This is a genomic window from Flindersiella endophytica, from assembly GCF_054779015.1.
This window is the reverse complement of sequence record NZ_BAAGYY010000020.1, coordinates 172,678-195,497: the sequence shown is the minus strand read 5'-3', so window position 1 is coordinate 195,497 and position 22,820 is coordinate 172,678. Positions and strand designations below refer to the sequence as shown.

At 70.3% G+C, this 22,820-nt stretch carries 21 protein-coding genes; 11 read left to right on the top strand and 10 right to left on the bottom strand.

Annotated features, from left to right (window positions below; all coding sequences use genetic code 11):
• The first annotated feature begins 11 nt into the window (after positions 1-11).
• Both ACYVF6_RS23935 and ACYVF6_RS23930 read left to right on the top strand, forming a co-directional pair.
• Entirely contained in the window at positions 12-1,892 is a 1,881-nt protein-coding gene (locus ACYVF6_RS23935) for an ABC transporter ATP-binding protein (RefSeq protein WP_460524733.1), read from the top strand.
• On the top strand, positions 1,885-3,687 hold the full coding sequence (locus ACYVF6_RS23930) for an ABC transporter ATP-binding protein (protein ID WP_460524732.1): 1,803 nt from the start codon (positions 1,885-1,887) through the stop codon (positions 3,685-3,687). Before ACYVF6_RS23935 ends, ACYVF6_RS23930 begins: the two co-directional genes overlap by 8 nt.
• 22 nt (positions 3,688-3,709) lie before the next feature.
• Here ACYVF6_RS23930 and ACYVF6_RS23925 read toward each other — a convergent pair whose 3' ends face one another.
• The 3 genes from ACYVF6_RS23925 to ACYVF6_RS23915 are packed head-to-tail and all read right to left on the bottom strand — an operon-like array spanning position 3,710 to position 6,113.
• The gene (locus tag ACYVF6_RS23925; RefSeq protein WP_460524731.1) at positions 3,710-4,594 is read right to left on the bottom strand and encodes a hypothetical protein; all 885 of its coding nucleotides are present in this window, start codon (positions 4,592-4,594) and stop codon (positions 3,710-3,712) included.
• A gap of 36 nt (positions 4,595-4,630) precedes the next feature.
• Complete coding sequence (locus ACYVF6_RS23920) at positions 4,631-5,341, bottom strand: class F sortase (RefSeq protein WP_460524730.1); 711 nt, start codon at positions 5,339-5,341, stop codon at positions 4,631-4,633.
• Positions 5,334-6,113 (bottom strand): hypothetical protein, encoded by a 780-nt coding sequence (locus ACYVF6_RS23915; protein WP_460524729.1) that lies wholly within the window; start codon positions 6,111-6,113, stop codon positions 5,334-5,336. The genes ACYVF6_RS23920 and ACYVF6_RS23915 overlap by 8 nt, the downstream gene beginning before the upstream one ends.
• 172 nt (positions 6,114-6,285) lie before the next feature.
• On the opposite strand from ACYVF6_RS23915, the gene ACYVF6_RS23910 reads away from it, so the two are divergent.
• Positions 6,286-7,278, top strand: coding sequence for a phosphotransferase family protein (locus tag ACYVF6_RS23910; protein WP_460524728.1), 993 nt, complete (start codon positions 6,286-6,288; stop codon positions 7,276-7,278).
• Positions 7,279-7,378: 100 nt separating this feature from the next.
• On the opposite strand, the gene ACYVF6_RS23905 is transcribed toward ACYVF6_RS23910, so the two are convergent.
• The 5 genes from ACYVF6_RS23905 to ACYVF6_RS23885 all read right to left on the bottom strand — a co-directional run bounded on the left by ACYVF6_RS23905 (position 7,379) and on the right by ACYVF6_RS23885 (position 12,641).
• Positions 7,379-9,466, bottom strand: coding sequence for a xanthine dehydrogenase family protein molybdopterin-binding subunit (locus ACYVF6_RS23905; protein WP_460524727.1), 2,088 nt, complete (start codon positions 9,464-9,466; stop codon positions 7,379-7,381).
• Positions 9,463-10,458: an FAD binding domain-containing protein gene (locus tag ACYVF6_RS23900; protein ID WP_460524726.1), complete on the bottom strand. Its 996-nt coding sequence runs from the start codon at positions 10,456-10,458 to the stop codon at positions 9,463-9,465. The genes ACYVF6_RS23905 and ACYVF6_RS23900 overlap by 4 nt, the downstream gene beginning before the upstream one ends.
• A complete protein-coding gene (locus tag ACYVF6_RS23895) occupies positions 10,445-10,960 on the bottom strand; it encodes a CoxS/CutS family dehydrogenase iron-sulfur subunit (RefSeq protein ID WP_460524725.1) in 516 nt (171 codons plus the stop codon). The genes ACYVF6_RS23900 and ACYVF6_RS23895 overlap by 14 nt, the downstream gene beginning before the upstream one ends.
• Before the next feature lie 105 nt (positions 10,961-11,065).
• Positions 11,066-11,698, bottom strand: coding sequence for a hypothetical protein (locus ACYVF6_RS23890; protein WP_460524724.1), 633 nt, complete (start codon positions 11,696-11,698; stop codon positions 11,066-11,068).
• Between the two features lie 28 nt (positions 11,699-11,726).
• Positions 11,727-12,641: an alpha/beta fold hydrolase gene (locus tag ACYVF6_RS23885; RefSeq protein WP_460524723.1), complete on the bottom strand. Its 915-nt coding sequence runs from the start codon at positions 12,639-12,641 to the stop codon at positions 11,727-11,729.
• A 189-nt stretch (positions 12,642-12,830) separates the two neighbouring features.
• Between ACYVF6_RS23885 and ACYVF6_RS23880 the strand changes: the two genes are divergently transcribed.
• The gene (locus ACYVF6_RS23880) at positions 12,831-14,447 is read left to right on the top strand and encodes an MFS transporter (RefSeq protein WP_460524722.1); all 1,617 of its coding nucleotides are present in this window, start codon (positions 12,831-12,833) and stop codon (positions 14,445-14,447) included.
• Between the two features lie 35 nt (positions 14,448-14,482).
• A complete protein-coding gene (locus ACYVF6_RS23875) occupies positions 14,483-15,313 on the top strand; it encodes a phosphotransferase enzyme family protein (RefSeq protein ID WP_460524721.1) in 831 nt (276 codons plus the stop codon).
• Here ACYVF6_RS23875 and ACYVF6_RS23870 read toward each other — a convergent pair.
• Positions 15,310-15,654 carry a DUF2087 domain-containing protein gene (locus ACYVF6_RS23870; RefSeq protein WP_460524720.1) on the bottom strand — a complete coding sequence of 115 codons (345 nt, stop codon included), beginning with the start codon at positions 15,652-15,654 and terminating at the stop codon, positions 15,310-15,312. The genes ACYVF6_RS23875 and ACYVF6_RS23870 overlap by 4 nt on opposite strands.
• A gap of 38 nt (positions 15,655-15,692) precedes the next feature.
• Positions 15,693-16,763 (bottom strand): aminotransferase class V-fold PLP-dependent enzyme, encoded by a 1,071-nt coding sequence (locus ACYVF6_RS23865; protein ID WP_460524719.1) that lies wholly within the window; start codon positions 16,761-16,763, stop codon positions 15,693-15,695.
• Positions 16,764-16,886: 123 nt separating this feature from the next.
• Between ACYVF6_RS23865 and ald the strand changes: the two genes are divergently transcribed.
• The 6 genes from ald to ACYVF6_RS23835 all read left to right on the top strand — a co-directional run bounded on the left by ald (position 16,887) and on the right by ACYVF6_RS23835 (position 22,766).
• Positions 16,887-18,005, top strand: a complete 1,119-nt coding sequence (ald, locus tag ACYVF6_RS23860; RefSeq protein WP_460524718.1) for an alanine dehydrogenase — start codon at positions 16,887-16,889, stop codon at positions 18,003-18,005.
• Between the two features lie 196 nt (positions 18,006-18,201).
• Entirely contained in the window at positions 18,202-19,119 is a 918-nt protein-coding gene (xerD, locus tag ACYVF6_RS23855; RefSeq protein WP_460524717.1) for a site-specific tyrosine recombinase XerD, read from the top strand.
• Between the two features lie 69 nt (positions 19,120-19,188).
• Positions 19,189-20,049 carry a ParA family protein gene (locus ACYVF6_RS23850; protein ID WP_460524716.1) on the top strand — a complete coding sequence of 287 codons (861 nt, stop codon included), beginning with the start codon at positions 19,189-19,191 and terminating at the stop codon, positions 20,047-20,049.
• Positions 20,050-20,102: 53 nt separating this feature from the next.
• Positions 20,103-21,062: a segregation and condensation protein A gene (locus ACYVF6_RS23845; RefSeq protein WP_460524789.1), complete on the top strand. Its 960-nt coding sequence runs from the start codon at positions 20,103-20,105 to the stop codon at positions 21,060-21,062.
• Positions 21,037-22,038: an SMC-Scp complex subunit ScpB gene (gene scpB / locus ACYVF6_RS23840; protein ID WP_460524715.1), complete on the top strand. Its 1,002-nt coding sequence runs from the start codon at positions 21,037-21,039 to the stop codon at positions 22,036-22,038. Before ACYVF6_RS23845 ends, scpB begins: the two co-directional genes overlap by 26 nt.
• Positions 22,035-22,766, top strand: coding sequence for a pseudouridine synthase (locus ACYVF6_RS23835; protein WP_460524714.1), 732 nt, complete (start codon positions 22,035-22,037; stop codon positions 22,764-22,766). The genes scpB and ACYVF6_RS23835 overlap by 4 nt, the downstream gene beginning before the upstream one ends.
• Positions 22,767-22,820: the final 54 nt, after the last annotated feature.

Genomic DNA, 22,820 nt, shown 5'->3' with positions numbered 1-22,820 from the left:
GGAGTACCTCGGTGTCCCACGAAACCACTGCACCCTTTCTCAGCGCACTGCGCATGCTCGTCGTGTTCGTGGCGCGGACCGCGCCGCTGCGCTTCACCGGATTCGTCGCACTCGTTGTCGTCGAGGGCTCGCTCGGGCCGGTCGTGATGGCGGCCAGCGGGCTGGCGGTCGCTCGCGCCCAGCCTGCGTTCGGGGCCGGCATCGACTCGCCGGAAGCCCGTGACCTGGCGCTCGCGATCGGCGCGGTCGGACTCGTGTTCGCCGTTGGGCAGGTTCTCGCGCCGATCCGCAACGCCGTGGCCGCCACGATCGGCTCGATGGTCGGCCAGCGGATGCGCGAGAGCCTGCTCACCGCGACGCTCGGCCCGCCGGGTGTCGCCCACCTCGAGGACAGCCAGACCGCCGACGAGATCCAGCGGGCAGGCGAGTACGAATGGGCCGACCTGGCGCCGCAGACCCGGATCGTCCAGGAGTTCGGCAGAGCCATGCGGTCCGTCGTCACCGGCGCCGGCGCCGCGATCCTGCTCGCCGGCTTCGCCTGGTGGGCGCCGCTGCTGCTGATCGCGGGCGCGCTGGCCACCCACGTCTGGATGGCGGGGAACGAGTACCGGATCATCGAGCAGCGCGAGGAGTACGCCACGCTCGATCGCCGGGCCGACTACTTCCGCGACCTGGCGCTCGACCCGCCCGCGGCCAAGGAGGTCAGGTTGTTCGGGCTGGCCGGCCTCCTCGCCGGCCGGACGCGGCAGAACCGCACGGCGTTTCTCCAGCACGTGTGGCGCGCCCGCCGGGCCGGGCTGCTTCCCGTTCTCGGCACGATCGGCACGATCGCGGTCGCGAGCGCGCCGGTGATCGCCGCGCTGGCGTACGGAACGCTCGCCGGCCGGCTGAGTGCCGCCGAGCTGACCGTCTACGTACAGGCGATCCTGGCGCTTCGGATGCTCGGCAACGGGCTGCTCCAGACCTGGTGGGTACGCCAGGGCGCCGCCGCGATCCCGCACCTGCTCGGGTTGGAGGAGCGCACCCACGCGAGGGGCTTCCGAGCCGAGGGCACGGTGCCGGCGAACGCCATGCCATGCGAAGGAATCCGCCTGCAAGGTGTCAGCTTCCGCTATCCGGGCCAGGACCGGCCGGTGCTCGACCGGCTCGACGTCGAGATCCCTGCCGGCAGTTCGCTCGCGATCGTCGGCCGCAACGGTGAGGGCAAGACCACGTTGCTGAAGCTGCTGACCAGGCTCTACGACCCCGACCAGGGTGCGATCCTGGTCGACGGGCACGACCTGCGCGACCTCGATCTGGGTTCCTGGCGGGCGCAGGTCGCCGTGATCTTCCAGGACTTCATCCGGTTCGAGCTGAGCGCCCGCGAGAACGTCGGGCTGGGCCGGGTTGGGGAATCGGACGATCTGCCGGCAGCCGAGCGAGCCGCCGACCGGGCCGGCGCGCGAGACCTGATCGAGCAGTTGCCGGCCGGCTGGGACACGGTCCTCGCCCGGCACTACCGCGACGGCATGGACCTGTCGGGCGGGCAGTGGCAGCGGATCGCGCTGGCTCGTGCCCTGCGCGCGGCCGAGGGCGGGGCGAAGCTGCTCGTACTGGACGAGCCGACCGCCGCGCTCGACGTACGTGCCGAGGCCGAATTGTTCGACCGGTTTCTCGAGCTGACGGCCGGCACGACGACGCTGCTCGTCACGCACAGGCTGCCGAGCGTCCGGCACGCCGACCGGATCGCTGTGCTCGAAGGCGGGCGGATCGTCGAGCTCGGCACCCACGAGCAGCTGCTGGCGGCCGGCGGCATCTACAGCGAGATGTTCCGCCTGCAGGCACAGCGATTCAACGGCGACGGCACTGCCGTCGAGGGCTTCGAGCCCGAGGAGGTCGCGAGCGATGCGTGACAAGGACCTGCCCGGCTCGCTGCGGACGCTGGCGTTCACGTTCCGGATCGCGGCCCGGAGCCATCCGGCGCTCGCGGCCGGCACGTTGCTGCTCGTACCCGCGGGCTGGGCGCTCGGCAGCCTGGACGCGTTGTGGTTGAAGCACCTGGTCGACGGTGCGATCGGAGGCCACGCCCGAACGGTGGTGCTGGCCGCCTCCCTGCTCGTCCTCACCGAAATCCTCGGCTGGATCTCGGGTGGGCTCGGCCAGCGGGTCCAGCAGACGTTCCAGGACAAGGCCGGAGTGGTCCTGGAGGAACGGCTGATCCGAACCTCCGCGGGCATGAACGGCATCGAGCATCTCGAACGCCCGGAGTACCTCGACCGGCTCGATCCGCTGCGCAAGGAGACCTGGATCGTCCACTGGACGTTCGAGGCGCTCGGCGAGACCGTCGGCGCGATCGCCCAGACCACGTTGACGATCGTGCTGCTCGCCTCGCTACATCCGATCCTGATCCTGCTGCCGCTGTTCGGCGTGCCGGCGGTGCTCGCCGCCCGAGCCGGCGCCGCGCGCGAACGGAACGCGCAGGAACGCACCGGCGAGGAGCGCCGGCTGCTGCGGCACCTGGTCACGCTCGGTTCGAAAGCCTCGCCTGGTAAGGAGATTCGCGTGTTCGGCCTCAGCGGGAGGCTGCTCCAGCTGAACCGCGACACCTGGCGGCGCGAGCACGCCGTTCGTACCCGCGTGGTGTGGACGGGCGGACGATGGAACGCCGCGGCGACGGTGTTGATGGCTGTGGGGTTCACCGCGACGCTGCTGCTGGTCGCGTACGGCGTCGTCACCGGCCGGGCTACGGTGGGCGATCTGGTGCTCGCGATCGTCCTGGCCCAGAGCATGAGCGCAAACCTCGGCATGGTCGTGGGAATGACGGAGTGGCTGGTCAGCTGCCTCGGCATCGGCAGCCGGTTCCTCTGGTTGCACGACCGCGCCGAAGCCGAGCGTTCGGCCGCGACGGTAGGGCCCGCGTCCGTACCGTCCCGGCTGACCGACGGGATCTCACTACGTGGGTTGAGTTTCCGGTACCCGGGTACGGAACGGCCGGTCTTCGACAACCTGACGTTGCGCTTGCCGGCGGGGAGTGTGACGGCGATCGTCGGCGAGAACGGGGCCGGCAAGACGACGCTCGTGAAGCTGCTGTGCGGCATGTACGCGCCGGACGGTGGTGCGGTGCTGGTCGACGGTCACGACCTGCGCGACCTCGACCTGCCGGAGTGGCGACGGCGTTGCGCGGGTGCGTTCCAGGACCACGCGCGGTTCGAGCTCACGGTGCGGCAGGCGGTGACGCTGGGGGAGCCGTCGCTGTACGAGGATGCCGCTGCTGCTGAGCGCGCCCTGGCCGCCGCTGGCGCGGAGGATCTGGCCGGCACACTGCCGGGCGGGCTCGACACGCAGCTGGGCGCGACCTGGCCGGGCGGGACCGAGCTGTCGGGCGGCCAGTGGCAGAAGGTGGCGCTGGCGCGCGGGCTGATGCGTACCGATCCGTTGCTGACCGTACTCGACGAGCCGACGGCGGCGCTGGACGCGCAGACCGAGGACACGCTCTTCGCGAGGTATGCCGCGGCCGCCCGAGAGCGCCGCTCGACGGGCGGCGTGACGTTGCTGGTGTCGCACCGGTTCTCGACCGTACGGGCAGCCGATCACATCGTCGTGCTGGACCAGGGCCGGGTCGTCGAGCAGGGCGACCACGAGACCCTGCTGCGACTGGGCGGGCGTTACGCGGAGCTGTACGAGCTGCAGGCCGCCGGATATCGGTGACCGGGAACGGGACCAGGCCCGGTCAGCTGCCGTTGGTGGCCGACCAGGCCTGCTCGGTCAGGTCCGCGAGCTGTGCGGGCGTGAGCTTGGTCTTCGAGCTGTAGTAGGACGCCGAGATGCTGAGGTCCTCGGTAGACTTGATGCAGTAGGACGTGTCGTACTTCTCGTCCTTGCCCGAGCGATACTCCACGCACCAGATGCCCGGCTTGGGCTCGGTCACCCGGGTGCCCTGGGGATCTTGGCGGGTGACCCAGGTGACGGGCCGCTGCATGATGTGGCGCAGGGCGAGGACGGTCATGGACTGCTTCTCCTCGCCGGAACCCTTGCTGTATTCGCGAATGTCGGCGGAGGAGTCGAACGCCTTGTCGTAGGTCTTGATGGTCTGATCCCGCAGATAGGTGGCGTCGTCACCGCTCACGCCCTCGAAGCCGGCCAGGCTCGCCGGCAGCGCGACCGGATCGTGGTTGCCACTGTCGCTGGACCGGGTGAACCAGAGGAAGCCGGCGGTGCCGCCGAGCGCGAGCACCAGGACAGCCAGCACGATCACCGTGGCGACCAGGCCCTTGCGTCCACCGGGTGGCTTCTCGTCCGGCGTGGGTCCGAGCCAGCCGGCGGGTGCCGGCGCCTGGCTGAGCGGCTGCCGGCCGGGCTGCTGGCCGAACGGTTGCCCGGGCTGCATCGGCTGAGTCGGCTGGGTTGGCTGCTGGCCGTACTGACCCGGATGTGGCTGACCGTACGGCCCCGGCTGGCCCGGCTGGCCCGGCTGGCCGGGCTGCGGCTGACCAGGCTGACCGGGCGGTCCGTACGGCTGCCGAGGCGGCTGGCCCGGTCCGTACCCACCACCAGGCTGCTGTCCTCCGGGCGGCGGGTATCCCTGCGGCCCGGACGGCGGTGTCGGAGTGCTCACAACAAACAGGATCGCACGCCGCGGCCGGGACCGGTCCTACATCGGAGTCGCGTACACCAAGGTGTTGCCGGTGAACGTCGAACCGTCGAACCAGCAGGTGACCAGCACGAGCCGGCCGCCTGGATACTCGCGGTCGTCGATGCTTCCCGCCTCGTTCGCGACCGTGCTGAACGGCTGGTCCGGTACGACCCGCTCCACCCGGTAAGCGACGGTGCGGCCCTCGACTTCCACGTCGATGGAGTCGCCCGCGCTCAGCCGGCTGATGTATCCCAGCGCGCCGTCGCCGATGCCCGCCACACCGGACCGCTTCTTGGTGTGGCCGATCAGCAACGTCGTGCCCTTGGGCGAGCCTGGCAGCGGGCCACCGCTCCACCAGCCGATCTGGTCCGGATCGCTTGGTGGGCTGAGGATGCGGTACTTCGGATCCGACGGGTCGGTGCTCATCCCGACCTCGTGTACGGGTGCGTCGACCTTCAGCTTCGGGATCACCAGGCGGGCGAACGAGTGCTCCGACACCTCGGTGGCGGAGTCCTCGATGGAGGCCTGGCTGCGTGCCCGTGCCTTGGGCGGCAGGCCGCTGTCCGGAACGTCCGCCTCGTTCCCCGGGTTGGCCGACGTGGTTCGTTCGGAGGCACTGGAGGTTGGTGCTCCGACCTCGGACTGCTGAGGTCGGAGCACCAGGTAACCCGTGAGCACCAGCGCCACGCCGGCCACCAGGGAAAGCCAGGTGAGGGCTTTCTTATGCACTGCGCGAGAACCGGTTCCGATACACGGGCACGGCAAGCCGTGCGAGTCCGGCGATCAGCAGTGCCGCGCCGGCGAGCAACGCGATCCAGCCGAGACCGCCGGGAAGACCCGAGCCGCCGGCCGGAGTGGAGTCGTCGATGCCACCGTCGAACGCGGTTGGCCCGGGCGACGGAGTGCCCGTGGTCGTGGCGGTCGGCGTGGGCGTACCGGTCGGAGCCTCCGTCGGCGTCTCGATGACGGTCGGCGTCGGCGTGGGAGTAGGTGTCTCTTCGTCTTCGCAGGTCCCGGTCCAGAAGACCTTGTACTTGTCGAAGTCCACCTTGCCGCCGACGTCGGTGACCTTCACATCGACCTTGATGTGCACGCCCTGGTTGGTCGCGGTGAGGCCTTCGGTGTCGAGCTTGTACGACTCGGTGTGAGTGGCGGTGTCACTCGGTGAGTTGCCGCCCTCGAACGTGAACGAGCTCCGGCCTTCGACGGCCGTGACGACGGCATCGCCGCTCGGATCCTGTGCGGTGAAGACGACCTCGGCGGTGTTGGTGCCTTCGTCGAATCCGAAGAACTGAACGGTGAACCCGCATCCAACGTGCGGTTCGTTGGACGGGTCGCTGTCGACGGGAGCTTCGTCGATCTTCACCGAGCCGTTGGCGCCGGGCGGCTGGTCGCCGCCGGTCGCGGAGGCCGGCTGTGCGAGTGCCACGGCGCCGAATGCGGTCAGCGCGAGGCCAAGAAGTGCGGTAACAACACCGCTGCGACGGATGCGGCCTGTCATCCGTCGGGTCGTGCCTGGGACGTTCATCGCTTCCTTTGGTGGTAAGAGGCGGTGAGTAAGTACGGATGGAACCCCCGAGGCATGTACTTCTACTCGCAAACGTGGGGTTAGGTTGCGAAGTTATGCAGGCGTTGCCAGAGATCGTCCTTCTGTCCGGATCCGGTCGTGTCCGATGACTACTCCCGCGATACGGATCGTGGCGGAACGGTTCGGCCTCGGCGAGGTGCTCGACGCACATCCGGTCCAGGAGGCATGGTCGAACGAGGTGGTCCGGGTACGCACCGCCGAGCGGACGTACGCGCTCAAGCTCTTTCCGTCCGGCTTCACCGCGGATCGGCTCACGACGCTGCGCGAGGCGATGGCGTTCGAGGCCGCGGTGCTGGAGTCCGGGCTGGTGCCGATGCCACAGCCGGTCGCCGCCGACGGTGGCTGGCTCGCCGAGATCCCAACAGAGGCAGAGATCCGGCTGGCTCGGTGTCACGAGTGGGTGACCGGCACGCCGGCGAGTGCCGCGCAGCGTGGAGCGGAGTGGATCCGGCAGGCCGGTCGGATTCTCGGCGTACTGCACGCGATGCACGTGCCCGGTGGTGACAGCTCGCAGCTGCGCGGACCCGACCGCGAACGCTGGAATCGGGCCGTGTCCGATGCGGCTCGCGCCGGGTTCGCGTGGGCCGGCCGGCTGGCGGCGCTCACGCCGGTAGTCGACGACCTCGCGAGCCAGGTCGAGCAGGTCCGCGCCGAACGCCGTCCGATGCGGTTCAGCCACCGCGACTTCGACCCGAAGAACGCCGTCGTGCTGTCGGGCGACCGGATCGCCGTCACCGACTGGGACTACGCCGGACCGGTACTCCCGGACGTCGAACTGGTCGTGGCGGCGATGTCGTTCGCGAACCCGGACGATCCGGACGGCAGTGCGCGAGCCTTCGTCTCGGCCTACCGCGCCGCCGGCGGTGACGCCGAACCGAGCGACCCACTCGGCCTCGCCGTCGAGACCGCCGACATCGACTGGCTGCTACGCAACGTCGAAGCCTGCGTCCGAGCAGACGCCAACGCCGACGACCTGCCCGCCCGCCATGAAACGGTCGATCACCTCATCGACGACTACCGCGCCGCCCCAGCCGACCTACGCGCGTGGGCGGATCGCATCAGTCACGTGTGCGGATGAGGACTGTGGTGGGCGGTTTCGGCGCGGCCCCGGCCAGCCTGTGCGCGTGGGCGGATCGCGTCAGCGCGCGAGCACGCGCCCACCGAATCGGGCGTGCGACTCAGCCCTCGAGAACCTTGTCGGCTGTGATCGGGAGGTCGCGGATGCGGACACCGGTCGCGTGGTAGGTGGCGTTGGCGATCGCGGCGGCGGTGCCGACGATGCCGATCTCGCCGATGCCCTTGGCACCCATCGGGTTGACGTGCGGGTCGTCCTCGTCGATCCAGGTGGCTTCGATCGAGCCGGTGTCGGCGCACGTCGCGATGTGGTACTCCGCGAGGTCGTGGTTGACCACGTGGCCGAACCTCGGATCCACCACGCTCGCCTCGTGCAGCGCCATCGACAGCCCCATCGTCATGCCGCCGATCAGCTGCGAGCGTGCCGTACGCGGGTTGACGATCCGGCCGACGGCGAAGACACCGAGCAGGCGCGGCACCCGGATCTCACCGGTGGCGGCGTGCACCCGGACCTCGGCGAACTGCGCGCCGAAGCCGTGCATCGAGTACTCCTTGGCCGCCGGGTTCGAGGGTGTGCCGGCCTGCGCCTGCGCTCCCGGCGAGGGCACGGCACCATGCTGCTCGCGGAACGCCTCGGCGGCCGCCACGATCGTGCTGCCCCAGGACGCGATCCCGGTCGACCCGCCTTCGACCGACGCGGCCGGCAGGTCGGTGTCGCCGATTCGCAGCTCGATCCGGTCGACCGGAACGCCGAGTGCGTCCGCGGCGATCTGAGCCAGCGCGGTCCACGTTCCGGTGCCGATGTCGGCGGCACCGATGTCGACGGAGTACTTCTGGTCCGGCCGGTACTGGATCCGTGCGACCGAGCCTCGCATCCGGCGCGCCGGGTACGTCGTGCCCGCGACTCCGGTGCCGACGAGCCAGTCGTCCTCCTGCCGTGCGCCCGGCACCGGCGAGCGCCCCGACCAGCCGAACCGCCGCGCACCTTCGCGTAGGCAAGCGACCAGGTTGCGGCTGGAGAACGGCAAGCCGGTCTCCGCGTCGATCGCCGGCTCGTTGCGTACCCGCAGCTCGATCGGATCGACCGCACAGGCGACGGCCAGCTCGTCCATCGCGGACTCGAGCGCGTACATGCCGGGGCACTCGCCGGGCGCCCGCATCCACGACGGCACCGGAACGTCCAGCGCGGCCAGCCGGTGACTCGTCGCGCGGTTGGGCGCGGCGTACATCATCCGCGTGACGACGGCCGTCTGCTCGGCGAACTCCTTGAACCTCGAGGTCTGCTCGATCACGTCGTGCGCGATCGCCGTGATCCTCCCCGTTCCGTCGGCGCCGATCCGGACCCGCTGGATCGTCGGTGTGCGGTAGCCCACCAGCGCGAACAGCTGCTGCCGGGCGAGCGCGAGCTTCACCGGCCGGCCCGGGCAGACCTGAGCCGCGAGGACGGCCAGCACGTTGTGCGCGTGCGGCATGCCCTTGGAACCGAACCCGCCGCCGACGTACGGCGAGACCACGCGCAGCTGTTCGAGCTCGAGCCCGAAGACACCGGCCAGCGTCTTTCGTACGGTGTGCACGCCCTGCGTCGAGTCGAAGAGCGTGAGGTTCTCCCCGTCCCAGCAGGCGATCGTGGCGTGCGGCTCCATCGGGTTGTTGTGTTCCATCGGCGTGGTGTAGGTGTGGTCCACCGTCACCGGCGCCGTGCTGAGCGCCGACTCCACGTCGCCGTCGGAGGTGTCGGACGGGAAGCTGGGGTTGACCTTCTCCGGTGTGTACAGGTCGTCGCGATCGGCGTGCAGCTCGACGTCCGCGTCGGCTGTCTCGTACGCCACACCGACCAGATCCGCTGCCTGGCGGGCGATCTCGGCACTCTCCGCGACCACGGCTCCGATCAGCTGACCGCGGAACGCGACCTCATCCGACTGCAGGACTGCCAGTTCCCGGTCGTCATCGCTTGCCAGCCTCGGCGCGTTCAGATGGGTCAGCACGGCCAGCACACCGTCCAGCGCCTCGGCCAGGGCGGTGTCGAACGCTGTGATCCGGCCGCGCGCGATCGTGGCCTGCAACGGATGGACGTACGCCGGCGACTCGACGGGCTGCTCGTAGGCGTAGGCCGCCGTTCCGGTCACCTTGGGCACGCCGTCGGCCCGGACCAGCGCCTGCCCGACCGCATGTGGTTCCAGCCGGGAGGTCATGTGGCTTCCTCTCGTGCGGCGAGGTCACGCAACACGGTCACGAGCGTCTGCCGCAGCATCGGCAGCTTGAAACCGTTGCCTGACAGGGGATTCGCCGCATCGAGCTCGGCGTCGGCCGCTCGCTCGAAACTGGTACCGGAGGCGTACGCGCCGTACAGCGCGGCCTCCGCCCGCGACGCCCGCCACGGCTTGTGCGCGACGCCTCCGCACGCGATCCGTACGTCTCGTACGGTCCCGTCGACGACGTGCAGGGCGGCAGCGACCGACACCAGCGCGAAGGCGTACGACGCCCGGTCGCGTACCTTGCGGTAGGTCGAGCAGCCCGCGAACGCAAGAGCGGGCAGCTCCACGGCGGTCACCAGGTCACCGGGCTCGAGAACGGTGTCGCGTTCGGGTGCGTCGCCGGGCAGCCGGTGCAGGTCGACGAGCGGGATGGAGCGTTCGCCGGACGTACCGAGCACGAGCACGCGGGCGTCGAGGGCGGCCAGCGCCACCGCCAGGTCGGATGGATGTGTGGCCACGCAGTGCCCGGACGCACCGAAGATGGCGTGGTAGCGGTTGTAGCCCTGGATCGCCGGGCAGCCGGTGCCGGGCTCGCGTTTGTTGCAGGGCGTCGTGACGTCCTGGAAGTACACACATCTCGTGCGCTGCAGCAGGTTTCCGGCCGTGGTGGCGACGTTGCGGAGCTGGCCCGACGCGCCGGCCAGCAGCGCCTCGGCCAGCACCGGATAGTGTTCGCGGACCAGCGGGCTGGCCGCCAGCTCGCTGTTGCGGACGGACGCACCGATCCGCAGGCCACCGCCCGCGAGCGGCTCGATCCCGTCGAACGGGAGTGCTGTGACGTCGACCAGCAGGTCAGGCGAGGCGACACCCAGCTTCATGTGGTCGACGAGGTTCGTTCCGCCGCCGAGGTACGTCGCTCCTGGACGGTCCGCGACGAGGGCGACCGCGCCGGCGGCGTCGTCGGCGCGTACGTAGTCAAACGGCTTCATGACCGGCCGCCTCCCTGATGGCGGCGACGATGTTGACGTAGGCGCCGCAGCGGCAGAGGTTGCCGCTCATGCGTTCCCGCACCTCGTCGTCGGTCAGCTCGACCGGGCCGGCGAGGTCCTTGGTGACGTGGCTGGGCCAGCCGGCCTTGACCTCCTCGAGCATCCCCACGGCAGAGCAGATCTGGCCGGGCGTGCAGTAGCCGCACTGGAAGCCGTCATGTGTCAGGAACGCCTGCTGTACGGGGTGCAGGGCTTCGCCGTCGCGCAGCCCTTCGGCGGTGGTGACCTCGGCTCCGTCGTTGGCGACCGTGAACATCAGGCAGCTCAACGTCCTGCGGCCGTCGAGGAGCACCGTGCAGGCGCCGCACTGACCGTGGTCGCACCCCTTCTTCGGAGCGGTCGCGTGGAGCCGCTCGCGTAACGTGTCGAGCAGCGTCGTCCTGGTGTCCAGCGACAACGTGTGCCACTCTCCGTCGACCCGCAGCCTGACCGTCGCCTCCATGGGACCTTCCTCGCACCGCTCGGTGGTCGCACGGTGCTACCCCGCGGCAGCGGGACGAAACGGGACCCAGCGGCGGTCGTCAGTGCCCGGTGTCAGTGCCCGGTGTCAGTGCCCGATGTAGGTGCGCGGGTCGGTCGTGAGGGGCTGGCCGTTGATCCAGCGGGAGAAGCCGTCCGGGTCGCGGGCGGCGAGCTCGTCAAGGGTGAGTTGGCGGATCTCAACGATCCACTCGAGAGTCGACAGCAGGTGCGCGGCGCGCAGCCGCTCGCCGGTCAGGTGCCAGAGCAGGCAGAGGTCCTCCTCGGTGGCCTCGTGCAGCGCGAGGGCGAGGTCGGAGCCGGGCCAGGACATCATCTCGGCGATCCGCCAGGGACGGTGCTTGCGGCGCCGGCTCCGTACGACGCGGACCACCACGACGGCCGCGCCCGCCGCGAGCATGGCCGGCACCGTCCACGCGGAGCAGGCGATCAGGCAGATCACGCCGACGGCGGTCCAGAACCACGCGAGCACGGCGCCCAGCGTGCGAACCAGACCGTGCACGCTGGCGCCGCCGCCGGAGTCGAGCAGAGCCCACGCGCCGTACCCGACGACAACCAAGGAGAACGGGAACAGCGCGACCAGCACGGCCCGCTGCCACGAGACGGACAGGACGAGCCCGGTCAGGCCCGCCGATCCGGTGAGGTATGGCATCCAACGCACGAACCGCCGCAACCGCCGGTCGTCGGCACCCGCTGCCATGCGGTCGCATTACCCCGGACCGGCCCGCTCAATCGCTGCGGAGTGCGCCCAGCACGAACGACTCGACCGTTCGCGCATAGCGCTCGGGCTCCTCGAACTGCGCGAAGTGACCGGACTCCTCGAACAGCTCCACCTGGCCGAGTCGAACGTCGGCGTGGAACCGCTCGATCTCGACCGGGCTGGTGACGGGATCGGTGACGCCCTTGATCAGCAGCGCCGGCTGGGTCAGGCGGGACAGCAGCGGCAGCAGGCTCTCGGAGAAGCTCTCCGTCGCCTGCAGCGCCTTCGTGAACGCGACGGCGCGCTGCTGCAGGTCGTCGTCGAGCGTGACCGAGGGCAGGTAGTCGTCGAACCGGGCGAGGATCTCCGGCTGCTTGACGTACAGCTCCATCCGCCGGCTGCCGAGCTGGTGCAGCACGTTCATCCGGATCTGCCAGCGGTCGCCGGCCAGCGGTGCGTCGTCGGCGAGCAGCTTCTCCGCCTCGGCGATGGCATCGGTCAGCCCGGCGTCGGCGAGCAGGGGGAGCGCGAGCTGCATCATGTTCCGGGCGCTCAGCATCATGTCCAGCGGCGGGTTCTCGAACACGACCGCGGCGACGGTGCCGGGGTGGGCCGCGGCGTAACGCAGCGCGAGCCGGCCGCCGTACGAATGGCCGAGGATCGCCCAGCGTTCGACTCCGAGCTCGTCGCGCAGGGCGTCGAAGTCGTCGACCAGGTCGTTCTCCGACAGCTCGGCGCCGGGCGGCAGCGCGTCGGAGTGGAGGACACCGCGTTGGTCCAGGCCGATCAGCCGGAGCCGCTGCGACAACCGGTCGCCCTGGGCGTGCATGAAGTCGTACGCGCCCTGGCCGGGACCGCCGTGCAGGTAGAGCAGAGCGGGGGCGTCCCGCGGGCCGCGGATGTCGGCCCACAGCCGGGCTCCGCGTACGGACAGGTAGGTCATGAACGGTTAGTCTGAACGAGTCGACTGGATGCGGCTAGGGTTCCGCCCGGTTTACGCGCACAGCGCACAGCGCCGCGCGTGGTGGGGACTGGTCCGAGCGCCGCAACCCGCAAGGGCATCTGAAGGGACAAAAGCCTGGTCGAGTGACGTCGGCACGTCTAGCCGTGCCGTCAGTCCAGGGAGCCCCAGGTGCCCGATGTCGTTGCCACGCTGCGCACATGGCGTGGCGTTCTCACTCGACCCCACGTCCTGTCCACGTTCGTGACCACGGGAGCCGGCCGGCTGGCCAGGGCTTCCGCACCACTTGCCGTCGTCTTCGTCGTCGCGGCGTCGACCGGTTCGTACGCCTGGGCCGGCGTGGCCGCGGGCGTCCTCACCCTGGCCGATGCCGCCACCGCGCCGGCGAAGGGCCGGCTGGCCGATCGGTACGGCAGGACCCTCGGGTTGCTGCCCGGCGTACTCGGCTACGCAGTCGCGCTGCTCGCGCTCGCTGTGCCGGCAGACGCCAACCAGGCCTGGACCCTCGCCTGCGCTGCGGTGGCCGGTGCGTGCGCGCCGCCGATCTCGGGCTGCGTCAAGTCGCTGCTGCCCGCCCTCGTCCCGGAGGGTGGTGCCCTGAGGGCGGCGTACGTCCTGGAGTCCAGCGTGCAGCAGCTGCTGTTCTTCGCCGGTCCCGCCTACGTGGCGGCCGTGACAGCCTGGTCCTCGGCCCGCGTGGCGCTGAGCGGCGCCGCGCTGTGCACGGTCGCCGGCGTGCTGGCATTCGTGGTGCTCACCCGGCAGGTTCCGCCCGGAGGGGATCCGCAGCCGTCGGGCGAACAGCCTGGTGGCGAGGGTGGTCCGCAGGCGGAGGGTCGTGGCCCGGAAGGTGGGCCGGCGGCTGGCGGGGTGGGTTCGCGGCCGGCAGGTGAGCGCCCGGGTAGCGGCGATGGTGCGCGAGCGGAGGATTGCGGCCCGGCGGGTGGGCCGGCGGCTGGCGGGGTGGGTTCGCGGCCGGCAGGTGAGCGCCCGGGTAGCGGCGATGGTGCGCGAGCGGAGGATTGCGGCCCGGCGGGTGGGCCGGCGGCTGGCGGGGTGGATCCGCGGTCGGGCGTGCGCCCTGGCGGCGGAGATGATGGCGTTCGTCGGGCGCAGGCGGAGGCTCGCGCCCCGAAGACTGGACCCGCAGCTGGCGGGATGGATCCGAGCTCGTGGGAGGAGCGCAGCGGTGGCGCGGGTGGTGCGCAGCGCGCCCCGAGGGGTGGAGCGCTGGCTGTGCCGGCCGTGCTGGTACTCACGCTCGTGACGCTGCTGCAGAGCATCGCGTTCGGTGCGAACAGCGTGGCGGTCGCCGCGGTTGCGGGGGAGGGCGGTGTGCCGAGCGCTGCCGGTTTCGTGCTGGCGTTCGGGCCGGTCGGCGGGTTGGTGGGTGGGCTGCTGATCGCGCCCGGTGGTGGGCGGCGGGCGCCCGCGAGGCTGGTATGGATGCTGCTGGTCGCCGCGGCCTGTTACGCGCCGATGGTGGTGTTGCCGCTGCCGGCCGTCGCTGCGTGTTTGTTCGGGGCCGGGCTGGTCGTGACGCCGCTGGCCGCGACGTGCTATCTCCTGCTGTCCGACGCGGCGCCGGCCGGGCTGCGTACCGAGGCGTTCGCGTGGCTGAGCACGGCCGTGGCCACCGGCTCCGCGATCGGATCGGCGGTCGCGGGTCAGGTCGCGGAGCTCGCCGGTGCCCGGACCGCCCTGCTGATCGCCACTGGTGCCGTCCTGGCAGCGGCGGCGGCCGGGGCTGCCGGCGGTGGAGTTCTGCGCCAGGGGCGTAATGCATGAGAGCCGGGCGCCGATTACGGGTACGGTCGTCGTTTGTGCGTGCGGATTTCGAGGACTACCTCGAGAATGTGCTCGGGCCGGTCCGGGTCGAGCAGGACCAGTCGTGGGACCACGGCGAGGCCGACGTTCTCAGGGTCGTCGACGCGGACGGGGTGACGTGGTACGCCAAACGCCACCGTCGCAAGGAGCATCACGTTCGCGAGTTGGCGGCCTACCAGGACTGGGTGCCGGCGCTCGGCGAGCGTGCTCCCAGGCTGCGCGCGTTCGACGAGGAGTTGCAGGTACTCGTGCTGTCGGCCGTCCCGGGCGAGGCCTACTCCAACCTGCCTCCCGACCTGCACCACCAGGCCGGCGCGCTGCTGCGGCGCTTCCACGACGTGGAGTTCCTCTCGCCGTGGACCGACTTCGCGGCGGAGAAGCGGGCGGAGCTGGAACGCTGGGCCGCCCGCTCCGACGGCCTGCTCGAGCCGCGCGAGGTCGACTTCGTTCGCTCGGAGGTACGCGGGTTCGAGCGGCTGCCGGCGCCGCCGAGGGTGCCCTGCCACTTCGACTACAGCCCGCGCAACTGGCTGGTCGCCGACTCGACGGTCTACATCATCGACTTCGAGCGTGCCCGCCCGGAGATCTGGATCAACGACGTCGGGCGGCTCTATTTCGGTGACTGGCAGGGCAACCCGGCACTGCGCGAGGCCTTCTGGGACGGGTACGGCCGGGTACCCGCCGCCGACGACCTGGCGTTACTGATCGGCGGGTACGCCCTGACCGCGATGTCGACGATCATCTGGGCGCGCGAGCACAACGACCAGGCGTTCGAGGCGTGGGGCCGCGACCTGCTGGCCGGACTGATGCGGCGGGCGTATGGCTAGACGTCGCTCTGGATGTCGAAGGTGCCGCCGCAGCGCCAGTAGATGCCGAACTCGCGGTCGAGGAACTCGAAGTCGACCAGCGTGCGCCGCAAGGTGACGTAGTCGTCGTAGACCGCGAGCAGGATGCGGTTGACCTCGACCTCTTCGTAGGTGCGGCCCGGCTCGAACAGCATGGCCACGCGGTCGAGCAGGATCAGCTGCTTGGACTGCTTGGCGGGGAAGCTCACGATCCGGCCGCCCTTGACGAATGCCCCCAACACCTTTCGCACGGCGAGGTCGTCGGTGTCGCGGACGGCCAGGGCTACATCGGCAGGGATGGCAGGAGTCGAAGTGGAGGGCATGCCTTCACGATCGCACGGGCCCGGCGACGTTGTCATCGCTATTTCGGGGTCCCGGGTCGTCCCCGGAAGGGGACTGCCAGCGCCTCCAGCGCACGATCGACGTCGACGGTGGTGGAGTAGGCGTGGAACGAGACCCGCAGCCGGCCGTCGCGGACGGCGGCGCGGATGCCCGCGGCGGCCAGCCGCTCGTCGGCGCCCGGAACGTCGGCCGACACGATCGCGGAGTTGCCCGGCGGTAGGTCGAGGCCGGCGCGGAACCGGTTGGCCAGCGCGACGTTGTGCTCGTGGACCCGCTCGACGCCGATCTCGACCAGCAGCTCGACCGCCGGTGCGGCGCCCACCCAGCTGAACCATGCCGGTGAGACGTCGAACCTGCGGGCGTCGGTGGCGAGGTTCATCGGGCCGTAGTAGCCGGAGTGGACGTCCTCGGCGGCGTACCAGCTCGCGTTGACCGGGCGCAGCGTCGCGCGGAGTCGCGGCGAGAGATAGGCGTAGGCGGTGCCCCGCGGCGACATCAGCCACTTGTAGCCGGCGACCACCACGGCGTCGGCCTTCGGCCAGTCGAGCGGCAGCCACCCGGCGGCCTGGCTGGCGTCGACGACGAGGAACGCGCCGACGGCGCGGGTGGCCTCGACCAGCTCGTCGAACGGCGCCACCTCGCCGGTCGAGGACTGCACAGTGCTGACCGCGACCAGGCTCGTCCGCGCGTCGACCGACTCGACCAGCTTGTCGAGTGGGACGGTCTCAATCTGGATGCCGCGATCCTTCTGGACCAGCCAGGGAAACAGGTTCGACGTGAACTCGATCTCGGGCACGACGACCTTGGCGCTGTCTGGCAGGGAGGCGGCGATCGTGCCGATCAGGCCGGCGGCCGTGCTGCCGACCGCGACGTCGCCAGCGGGTACGCCGAGCAGCGTGCCGAACGCGGCCCGGGCGCGCCCGGTCGACTCGTCCCAGCCCTCCCAGCTGACTCGGCCGTGGCGCCACTCGTCGAGGGCGTTCTGCATCTCCTGGAAGGCGGCGCGAGGCGGCAGGCCGTACGACGCGGTGTTCAGCCAGCCCGGCTGGGCGTCCCAGAGCTCCGGCTCGATCTTGGGTTTGGTCTCCACGGGTTCAGGCTCTCACCTCCGTTCAAGTGCGTACTCGCTGCGCATCCCCAGGTCCAATGTGGGAATATTTGCTGGATCCGAGGTCGATTTCGGAAAATAACTGCTCTCGAAAGGGCATCTGCCGTGAAAATCGGTGTTCCGAAGGAAGTCAAGAACCACGAATATCGCGTCGCCATCACCCCGGCAGGCGTGCACGAGCTCACCCGGCTCGGCCACGAGGTCGTGATCGAGCGGTCGGCCGGCGAGGGATCCTCGATCCCGGACGCCGAGTTCGAGACCGCGGGTGCCCAGATCCTCGACACCCCTGAGGACGTCTGGGCACAGGGCGAGCTCATCCTGAAGGTCAAGGAACCGATGCCGGTGGAGTACGACCGGATGCGCAAGGACCAGGTGCTGTTTACGTACCTGCACCTGGCCGCCAACCGCGACTGCACCCAGGCGCTGCTCGACAGCGGGATCACGGGGATCGCGTACGAGACCGTGCAGCTGCCCGACGGGTCGTTACCGCTGCTCGCGCCGATGAGCGAGGTGGCCGGGCGGCTCGCACCGCAGGTCGGGGCGTACAACCTGATGCGACAGGGCGGCGGGCGCGGCGTGCTGATGGGCGGCGTGTCGGGCGTGTACGCGGCCAAGGTCGTCGTGATCGGGTCCGGAGTCTCCGGACTGAACGCGGCGGCGATCGCGCTGGGCATGCAGGCCGAGGTGCTGCTGCTCGACAAGAACATCGAGAAGCTGCGACAGGCCGACCGGCTGTATCGCGGGCACGTGCAGACGGTCGCGTCGAACGCGTACGAGGTCGAGCGCGCGATCCTCGACGCCGACCTGGTGATCGGCGCGGTGCTCGTGCCGGGCGCCAAGGCTCCACGACTGGTGACCAACGAGCAGGTCGCGCGGATGAAGCCGGGCAGCGTGCTGGTCGACATCTCGATCGACCAGGGCGGCTGCTTCGAAGACTCCCGCCCGACCACCCACGACGAGCCGACCTACGGCGTGCACGACTCGCTGTTTTACTGCGTGGCGAACATGCCGGGTGCGGTGCCGCACACCTCGACGTACGCGCTGACCAACGTCACGCTGCCGTACGTCGTGGAGCTGGCGGGTCGCGGCTGGCGCGAAGCCTGCCGCGCGGACGACGCGCTGGCCAAGGGCCTGTCGAGCCACGAGGGCCACCTGCTGAGCCGGCCCGTCGCGGAGGCGCACGGCCTGGACCACCTGGAGATCCCCCAGCTGCTGGCGGCGTGAGCATCGCCCGCCGCGCACCCGCGCGGCGGGCAGCACCGGAACTGGAGCCCGCGTGGCCCGCGAGGCCGCGGGAGGCGCTCGACGGCAGTGGACGAAGGCGGGGCGAGAGCTGGAGTTCGGTCATGTGAAGACCGTAGCGGCGAGCACCGACAGAACTACGCCGTGCGATCGCAGCGCTCTCTAGAATGGGCCGATCATGAGCCTGGACCGGGCCACCAGCGCCTACCTCGACCACCTCGGCGTCGAGCGTGGGCTGGCCGCGAACACGTTGGCGTCCTACCGCCGTGACCTGCGGCGATACGCCGAGTTCCTGGCCAGCAGGGATGTGCTGGAGATCGGGCGGGTCGCGGGCACCGACATCTCCGACTTCCTGATCCGGCTGCGCGAGGGCGACGCCGACCATCCGCCGCTCAGCGCCAGCTCGGCCGCCCGCACGGTCGTCGCGGTCAGGGGCTTCCACAAGTTCGCGCACAAGGAAGGGCTCACGTCCGCCGATCCCGCCTGCGACGTGAAGCCGCCTTCGCCACCCCGCAGGCTGCCGAAGGCGCTGCCGTTCGCCGAGGTCGAGCGGATCCTCAACGCCGCCGGAGGGGACACACCGCGTGCGTTGCGTGACCGGGCCCTGCTCGAGCTGCTCTACGGCACCGGCGCCCGGATCTCCGAGGCGGTCGGCCTCGACGTCGACGACCTCGACCTGGAGTCCGGTGCGGTGCTGCTCAGTGGCAAGGGCGGGAAGCAGCGACTCGTCCCCGTCGGCTCGTACGCCAGGCAGGCCGTCTCGGCCTACCAGGTCCGCGCCCGCCCGGCCCTCGCCCGCAACGGCAAGGGCACGCCCGCGCTGTTCCTGAACGTACGCGGCGGCCGGCTGTCGCGGCAGAGTGCCTGGACAGTTCTACGCAATGCCGCCCAAACCGCCAAGATCACCGCGGAGGTCTCACCGCACACCTTGCGACATTCCTTCGCGACACACCTTCTGGACGGCGGCGCAGACGTCCGAGTCGTACAAGAATTGCTTGGACACGCATCGGTCACGACGACCCAGGTCTATACGCTCGTCACGGTCGACAAGCTGCGTGAGGTCTACGCGGCGGCGCACCCACGGGCCCGGGGCTGACCGGCCGACCCCGATAGAGTCAGCCAACCGCACACTCAGGCGATCGCACTTTTAGGAGGGAGCGAAACCGTGAGCGACGAACTCGAGCTGGAAGACAGTGAGGAAGTCGATCCCCGTCCACGGGTGAAGTTCCCCAAGCCACCCCGTCCCACCAGCCACGGACCGGCCCGCGTGGTCTCGATCTGCAACCAGAAGGGCGGCGTCGGCAAGACCACGACCGCGATCAACCTGGGTGCGTCGCTGGCCGAGCTGGGCTTCAAGGTCCTGCTGGTCGACTTCGACCCCCAAGCTTCGCTGACGATCGGTCTCGGCTTCGACCCGACGGCGCTCGAAGGCTCGACGTACGAGCTGGTGATCGAGCGCGGCACGCTGCCCGAGGACATCCGCCTCAAGACCAGCGTCGACGGCCTCGACCTGCTGCCCAGCGACATCACGCTGTCCGGCGCCGAGATCCAGCTGGTCACCGAGGTCGCCCGCGAGATGACGCTGTCCCGCGCGATCGAGCCGGCCATCCCTGAATACGACTACATCCTGATCGACTGCCAGCCCTCGCTCGGCCTGCTCACGGTCAACGCGCTCACCGCGTCCGACGGCGTGATCATTCCGCTGGAGTGCGAATACTTCGCCCGCCGCGGTCTCGGCTTCCTGGTCGACGAGACGATCAACAAGGTGCAGGACCGCATCAACCCCAAGCTCAAGATCGACGGCATTCTCGCGACGATGTTCGACATGCGGACGCTGCACGCGCGGGAGATCCTCACCGAGGTCGTCGAGCAGTTCGGCGAGATCGTGTTCCACACGCTGATCACCCGGACCGTGCGGTTCCCCGAGACCAACAAGCTCGGTGAGCCGATCACCACCTACGCCCCGGGCAGTGTGGCGGCCAACGCCTACCGCCAGCTGGCCAGAGAGCTGATCTCCCGGCAGTGACGGAGCTACTCGACAACGCGGCAACGCTTGGTGACGACGCCGGGGAGGCGGCGGTGGCTGGCGGTGAAGACGGTGGCAGCAGCGGCTTCACTGTGCGGCTCACCAACTTCGAGGGCCCGTTCGACCTCCTGCTCGGCCTGATCGCCAAGCACAAGCTCGACGTCACCGAGGTCGCGTTGTCGGTCGTGACCGACGAGTTCATCGACTACATCCGCGCGTTCGGCACGGAGTGGGAGCTGGACCAGACCACGGAGTTCCTGGTGGTCGCGGCCACCCTGCTCGACCTGAAGGCGGCCAGGTTGCTGCCCCAGGGCGAGGTCGAGGACGAGGAGGACCTCGCGCTGCTGGAGGCGCGCGACCTGCTGTTCGCGCGGCTGCTGCAGTACCGCGCCTACAAGCAGATCGCCGGGTTGCTGGGGGAGCAGCTCGCCCGCGAGGCGCGGCGGTTCCCGCGGGCGGTCGGGCTGGAGGAGCGCTTCTCCGGCGCGCTGCCGGAGGTGCTGATCGGGCTGGGTGTCGAGGAGTTCGCCAAGCTGGCGGCGCAGGCGCTGAAGCCCAAGCCGGTGCCCGTGCTCTCGCTGGCGCACATCCACCAGCCGCGGGCGTCGGTACGCGAGCAGGCCGCGGTGCTGGTCGAGCGCCTGCGGCGGCAGCGGTCGACGACGTTCCGGGCGCTGACGGCCGACTCGCCCAACCTCGTGACGACGATCGCGCGGTTCCTGGCGCTGCTGGAGCTGTTCCGGGAGGGCGCGGTGGCGTTCGAGCAGCCGGCGCCGCTGGCAGAGCTGACGATCAGATGGTCTGGCTCGGACGACGGAGAAGTCGCCGTCGGCGACGAGTTCGACGAGGGCGACGGCCCCTTGCGATTGGTGGTAGACGGTGACGGGGACGACGAGCCCACAGACGACTTCGGCGCCGAACCCGGAGACGCCGAACCCGGAGACGAACCCAGCAGCGAACCCAGAGCCGAACACGGAAACGAAGACGGTGACGACGACGGAACCGCAGACTGACGGCACCCAGCCGGACGACAACCAGCCGAGCGAGGAGCAGGCTGAGGCGCGTTCGGCGAGCTCGATCGTCGCCGACCTGATCCAGGAGATGAGCGGCGACGAGCGGCCGCCGGGCGACGAGCCCGAGACCGAAGCCGAGCTCGCGTCCAGGCCGGCAGCCGAGCCGGAGGCCGAGCTCACGGCCGAGCCGATGCCCGCGCCCGAGGTCGAGCCGGAAGAGCCTGCCGAGCCAGAAGCGGAAGCCGCCGAGCCGGAGCCGTCCACAGCAGCCGCCGAAGCCGAGGACGTCGACCTACCGGCCGGTGAGCCCGAGGCGCTGATCGAGCTCGCGGTCGATCCGGGTGCCATCGAAGCGATCCTGCTGGTCGTCGACGAGCCGCTGACCGCGATCACCCTCGCCACCGTCCTCGACCGGCCGGAGCATGCGGTCACCGAGGCGTTGCGCGGCTTGGCGATGGCCTACGACGCCGAGCAGCGCGGGTTCGACCTGCGCGAGGTCGCCGGTGGCTGGCGGCTCTACACCCGTGAGGAGTACGCCGAGGTCGTCGAGAGGTTCGTGCTCGACGGGCAGCAGGCCAAGCTGACGCAGGCGTCGCTGGAGACGCTGGCCGTGGTCGCGTACCGGCAGCCGGTCAGCCGTTCGCGGGTGTCGGCGATCCGCGGAGTCAACTGCGACGGCGTGATGCGCACGCTGATCGCGCGCGGGCTGATCGAGGAGGCCGGGCTCGAGGGTGAGAGCGGTGCGACGCTCTACCGCACGACCTCCTACTTCCTCGAACGCCTCGGCCTCAACTCGCTCGACGAGTTGCCGGATCTCGCGCCCTACCTCCCGGAGATGGACGAGATCGAGGACGCGATCCACGCCGAGTCCGCCCTCCCGTCGCCCGCCGCCGACGACGCAGACGATGCCGATGACGCCGACGACGCCGACGACGCAGCCGGCGTGCCGGCCGGGCAGGAGCCGGACGACCGGTGAACGACGAAGGCATCCGCCTGCAGAAGGTCCTCGCGCAGGCCGGTCTGGGCAGCCGCCGGGCCGCGGAGATCCTGATCGCCGACGGCAGGGTCGAGGTCAACGGCCAGGTCGTCGACGTGCTCGGCGCCCGGGTCGACCCCACCAGTGACATCATCCGCGTCGACGGCGAGCGGGTCGTGACCGACGTCAGCAAGGTCTACCTCGCGCTGAACAAGCCGCGCGGTGTCGTCAGCACGATGAGCGACCCCGAGGGCAGGCGCACACTGGAGGAGTTCGTCGCCGACCGCGAGGAGCGGCTCTACCACGTCGGCCGGCTCGACACCGACACCGAGGGCCTGATCCTGCTGGTCAACGACGGTGAGTTCGCCCACCGCATGACCCATCCGTCGTACGGCATCCAGAAGACCTACATCGCCGAGGTACCCGGCCCGGTCGCGAAGTCCCTCGGCCGACGCCTGCGCGAGGGCGTCGAGCTGGACGACGGCCCGGTGACGGTCGACGGCTTCCGGATCGTGTCGCAGACCGGCGGCAAGGCGATGGTCGAGGTCGTCATCCACGAGGGCCGCAAGCACATCGTCCGGCGCCTGCTCGCCGAGGTCGGTCATCCCGTCCGCCGGCTGGTCCGTACCCAGATCGGCCCGGTCAGGCTCGGCGACCTCCGCCCGGGTGCCACTCGCGACCTGACGTCGAAGGAGCTCAGCGTCCTGCTGGACGCCGTGGGCCTGTAACACCCCCGATTCGGGTATAGCGCGCCGCAAGCGAACTGAAAGTCCGGTTCGCCA

What these genes read in the sequence shown, in the direction of transcription:
- ACYVF6_RS23930 (WP_460524732.1), top strand. Translation starts at nt 1,885, where the DNA reads ATGCGTGACAAGGACCTGCCCGGCTCGCTGCGGACGCTGGCGTTCACG.
- ACYVF6_RS23915 (WP_460524729.1), bottom strand. Translation starts at nt 6,113, where the DNA reads ATGACAGGCCGCATCCGTCGCAGCGGTGTTGTTACCGCACTTCTTGGC.
- ACYVF6_RS23910 (WP_460524728.1), top strand. Translation starts at nt 6,286, where the DNA reads ATGACTACTCCCGCGATACGGATCGTGGCGGAACGGTTCGGCCTCGGC.
- ACYVF6_RS23905 (WP_460524727.1), bottom strand. Translation starts at nt 9,466, where the DNA reads ATGACCTCCCGGCTGGAACCACATGCGGTCGGGCAGGCGCTGGTCCGG.
- ACYVF6_RS23900 (WP_460524726.1), bottom strand. Translation starts at nt 10,458, where the DNA reads ATGAAGCCGTTTGACTACGTACGCGCCGACGACGCCGCCGGCGCGGTC.
- ACYVF6_RS23895 (WP_460524725.1), bottom strand. Translation starts at nt 10,960, where the DNA reads ATGGAGGCGACGGTCAGGCTGCGGGTCGACGGAGAGTGGCACACGTTG.
- ACYVF6_RS23890 (WP_460524724.1), bottom strand. Translation starts at nt 11,698, where the DNA reads ATGGCAGCGGGTGCCGACGACCGGCGGTTGCGGCGGTTCGTGCGTTGG.
- ACYVF6_RS23885 (WP_460524723.1), bottom strand. Translation starts at nt 12,641, where the DNA reads ATGACCTACCTGTCCGTACGCGGAGCCCGGCTGTGGGCCGACATCCGC.
- ACYVF6_RS23870 (WP_460524720.1), bottom strand. Translation starts at nt 15,654, where the DNA reads ATGCCCTCCACTTCGACTCCTGCCATCCCTGCCGATGTAGCCCTGGCC.
- xerD (WP_460524717.1), top strand. Translation starts at nt 18,202, where the DNA reads ATGAGCCTGGACCGGGCCACCAGCGCCTACCTCGACCACCTCGGCGTC.